The following is a 3,123-nucleotide window of genomic DNA, read 5'->3' on the forward strand; positions in this document are numbered from 1 at the left end:
CGGCGCGGCAATCCGCCCAGCCCCGGGCGCGGGCTTCCGCCGCCGTCGCCTCCCCCACCGCGATCACCTTCAGCCCGGGCACCGGCCGCGGCAGGGCACGGGCCGCGGCACGGCTGGTCAGCAGCAGGGCCTGCGCGGCCGGGAGCTCGAGGTGAACCGGATTGAGGACGAGCGCCGGCGCCACCACCGGGGTCCAGCCCAGCGCCGCGACGCGTGCCGCCGTCTCCGCGCCACCCGGCTCCGGCCGGGTGACGAGCACGGCGTCGCGGTCAGCCAAAGATATCGGCCGGGCTGTCGCGACGCAGGCTCTCGCCCAGTTCGCGCCCGATCCGCGCGGCATCCTTCGGCGCGCCATGCAGCGTGCGCTTCAGGAGGAACGACCCGTCGGCACGCGCCACGAGCCCGGTCAGGTGCAGCTCGCCGTTCGGCAGCAGCCGCGCATGCCCGCCGATCGGCGTGCGGCAGGACCCGTCGAGCGCCGCGAGCAGCCCGCGCTCGGCGGTGGAGACGGCGCGCGCCTCGGCATCCTCGATGGCGGAGAGCAGGTCCAGCAGCTCGACGTCGTCGGCCCGCACCGTGACGCCGACGATGCCCTGGCCCGCCGCCGGCACCATCGCTTCGGGATCGAGCACCACCGCAGCTTCCTCCTCCAGCCCCAGGCGACGCAGCCCGGCCAGCGCGAGGAGCGAGGCGACCGGACCATCGGGGGCGCGCACCTTGGCCAGCCGCGTCTGCACGTTGCCGCGGATCATCTCGACCTTCAGGTCGGGCCGCGCATGCAGGATCTGGCTCTGCCGCCGGACCGAGGCGGTGCCGATCACGGCACCCGTGGGCAGGCAGGCCCAGGGATCGGCCGGGTCCACGCCGTTCGACCCGGGCCCGAGGATCAGCGCGTCCCGGCTGTCCTCCCGCGTCAGGGTGCAGGCCAGCACGATGCCGGGCGGCAACTCGGTCTCGAGGTCCTTCAGGCTGTGCACCGCGAAGTCGATGCGGCCATCGGACAGCGCCTCGTGGATCTCCTTCGCGAAGAGCCCCTTGCCGCCGACATCCGCCAGCCGCCGGTCCTGGATCTTGTCGCCCGAGGTCGCGATCGCGTGCTCCTCGAAGGCCTTGGCGTCCCGGAGCACCGGGCAGAACTTCGTGATCAGCCCGAGGAAGTGGCGCGTCTGCCAGAGCGCGAGCGGCGATCCCCGCGTGCCCACCCGGAGCGGCAGCGCCCGGATATGCGGCTTCACATGCGCCTCGGCTGCGGCACGGGGGGCGCCGTGCTGCATATGGGGATGGGCGCCGGGATGGGCGGGGCCCGACGGATGGGCTAGCGACATGGTGGCGCTCCATATAGGCCCCATGCCCCCCACGAAAGTGCCCGGAACGCGGGAACCCATGCAGGAACTGCAGGAATCGGCCCTCGTCCTCGGCCTTGAAAGCTCCTGCGACGAGACGGCCGCGGCGGTGCTGCGCGCCGACGGCACGGTGCTGGCCGAGGCGGTGCTGAGCCAACTGGCCGACCATGCCCCCTTCGGCGGCGTGGTGCCGGAGATCGCCGCCCGCGCGCATCTCGCCCACCTGCCCGCCCTGGTCCGCCGCGTGCTGGCCGAGGCAGGGACAACGCCTGCGGGACTCGCCGCCGTGGCCGCCACGGCAGGGCCGGGCCTGATCGGCGGGCTGATCGTGGGTGCCACGCTTGGCAAGGGGATCGCCGCATCTCAGGGCATCCCCTACCTCGCCATCAATCACCTCGAGGCGCATGCCCTATCGCCCCGCCTGCCGTCGGTGAGCGCGGACGGCCTGCCCTTCCCCTATCTGCTGCTCCTGCTGTCCGGCGGGCATTGCCAGTGCGTGGCGGTGGAGGGGGTGGGGCGCCACCGACGGGTGGGCACGACGCTCGACGATGCGGTGGGCGAGGCCTTCGACAAATCGGCCAAGCTGCTCGGCCTGCCCTGGCCCGGCGGGCCGCATCTGGAACGCCTCGCGCAGGGCGGCGTCCCGGCCCGCATCCCGCTGCCCCGCCCGCTGCTCGGCCGCCCAGGCTGCGACTTCTCCTTCTCCGGCCTCAAGACCGCGGTCGCGCAGCAGGTCGCGAAGGGCCTGGACGAGGCCGGGCGGCGGGACCTCGCCGCGAGCTTCCAGGCCGCCGTCGCCGCGGTGCTGGCGGACCGGGCGCGGCATGCGCTCGCTCTGCTGCCCCGCGCCACGGCGCTGGTCGTGGCCGGCGGGGTGGCTGCCAACGGGGCGGTGCGCGCGGCCCTCGCCAAAGTGGCCGCAACCGCCGGACTCCCGCTCGTCGCGCCACCGATCCGGCTCTGCACCGACAACGCCGTCATGGTCGCCTGGGCCGGCATCGAGCGGCTGCGCGCCGGCCTCCTCGACGGGCTCGACCACGCCCCCCGGCCGCGCTGGCCGCTCGACACCCTGGCCGCCTGAAGGACCCCCCATGGCCCAGTCCCCGATCATGCGCAGCCAGGACCTGCGCGAGACGCTGACCGACATCACCGACCTGCTGATGACGATCCGCCGCCAGCAGCTCGACCAGGAAGCCTATGGCCTGGTCAGGCGGCTGGCGCTCGGTGCCCTGATCCGCGCCTCCGGCGAGGCTGGCCGCACCGCCGTCGCCACCCGCCTGTCGGAGCCGCCGATGGCCCTGCTAGGCCCGGACATCCCGCCAGATAGCCCGCTCGGCCGCGCCGTCCTGGAGGAGGCGGCCCGGTTGGTGGAGGCGATCCGCTGAGAACTCCCCGCAAGACCGCTTCGCGGCTTCGCGGGGGCCCCGTCATAGGCGCCAATTCCAGGCAGTTTCCCTGCGTTGCCGCGGCAAAGCCGCGGCGCCGCCCAGGAGCCCGCCCCGGTTTCGACAGGCGCTTTGAGCCGGGCGCATCCGCCTTCGCATCCAATCGGCTGACCGCGCGTTCCTGCCGCAGATGCGGAAGGAACATCCCATGCGACGGAAGCCCCTCGCCCTGGTCGTCACCATCTCGCTTGCGCTCGCCGCCTGCGGCAGTTCGCCCGGCTCGCGCGCTGTCTCGGGCGGGCTGCTCGGCGCCGGCGCCGGCGCGGCGGTCGGCTCGCTGTCGGGCAATGCCGGCACCGGCGCGCTGATCGGAGGCGGGCTCGGTGCCGTCGGCG

At 74.4% G+C, this 3,123-nt stretch carries 5 protein-coding genes; 3 read left to right on the top strand and 2 right to left on the bottom strand.

The annotated features are described in order from the left end of the window. Positions 1-277, bottom strand: a 277-nt coding sequence (locus L2I40_RS21120) for a uroporphyrinogen-III synthase (RefSeq protein WP_372491091.1), incomplete at its 3' end; no start/stop codon positions are given. Beyond that, on the bottom strand, positions 270-1,325 hold the full coding sequence (gene hemC / locus L2I40_RS21125) for a hydroxymethylbilane synthase (RefSeq protein WP_372491092.1): 1,056 nt from the start codon (positions 1,323-1,325) through the stop codon (positions 270-272). The genes L2I40_RS21120 and hemC, both read right to left, overlap by 8 nt. A gap of 58 nt (positions 1,326-1,383) precedes the next feature. Here hemC and tsaD point away from each other — a divergent pair, with 58 nt between their 5' ends. The 3 genes from tsaD to L2I40_RS21140 form a co-directional block, all read left to right on the top strand. Further along, positions 1,384-2,424, top strand: a complete 1,041-nt coding sequence (gene tsaD / locus L2I40_RS21130; RefSeq protein ID WP_237217163.1) for a tRNA (adenosine(37)-N6)-threonylcarbamoyltransferase complex transferase subunit TsaD — start codon at positions 1,384-1,386, stop codon at positions 2,422-2,424. A 10-nt stretch (positions 2,425-2,434) separates the two neighbouring features. Further along, positions 2,435-2,728, top strand: a complete 294-nt coding sequence (locus tag L2I40_RS21135) for a hypothetical protein (RefSeq protein WP_237217165.1) — start codon at positions 2,435-2,437, stop codon at positions 2,726-2,728. Positions 2,729-2,936: 208 nt separating this feature from the next. Then, a partial coding sequence (locus L2I40_RS21140) for a hypothetical protein (RefSeq protein ID WP_237217167.1) occupies positions 2,937-3,123 on the top strand: 187 nt, incomplete at its 3' end.

It is taken from the genome of Falsiroseomonas oryziterrae, from assembly GCF_021864505.1.
Taxonomy (GTDB): Bacteria; Pseudomonadota; Alphaproteobacteria; order Acetobacterales; family Acetobacteraceae; genus Falsiroseomonas; species Falsiroseomonas oryziterrae.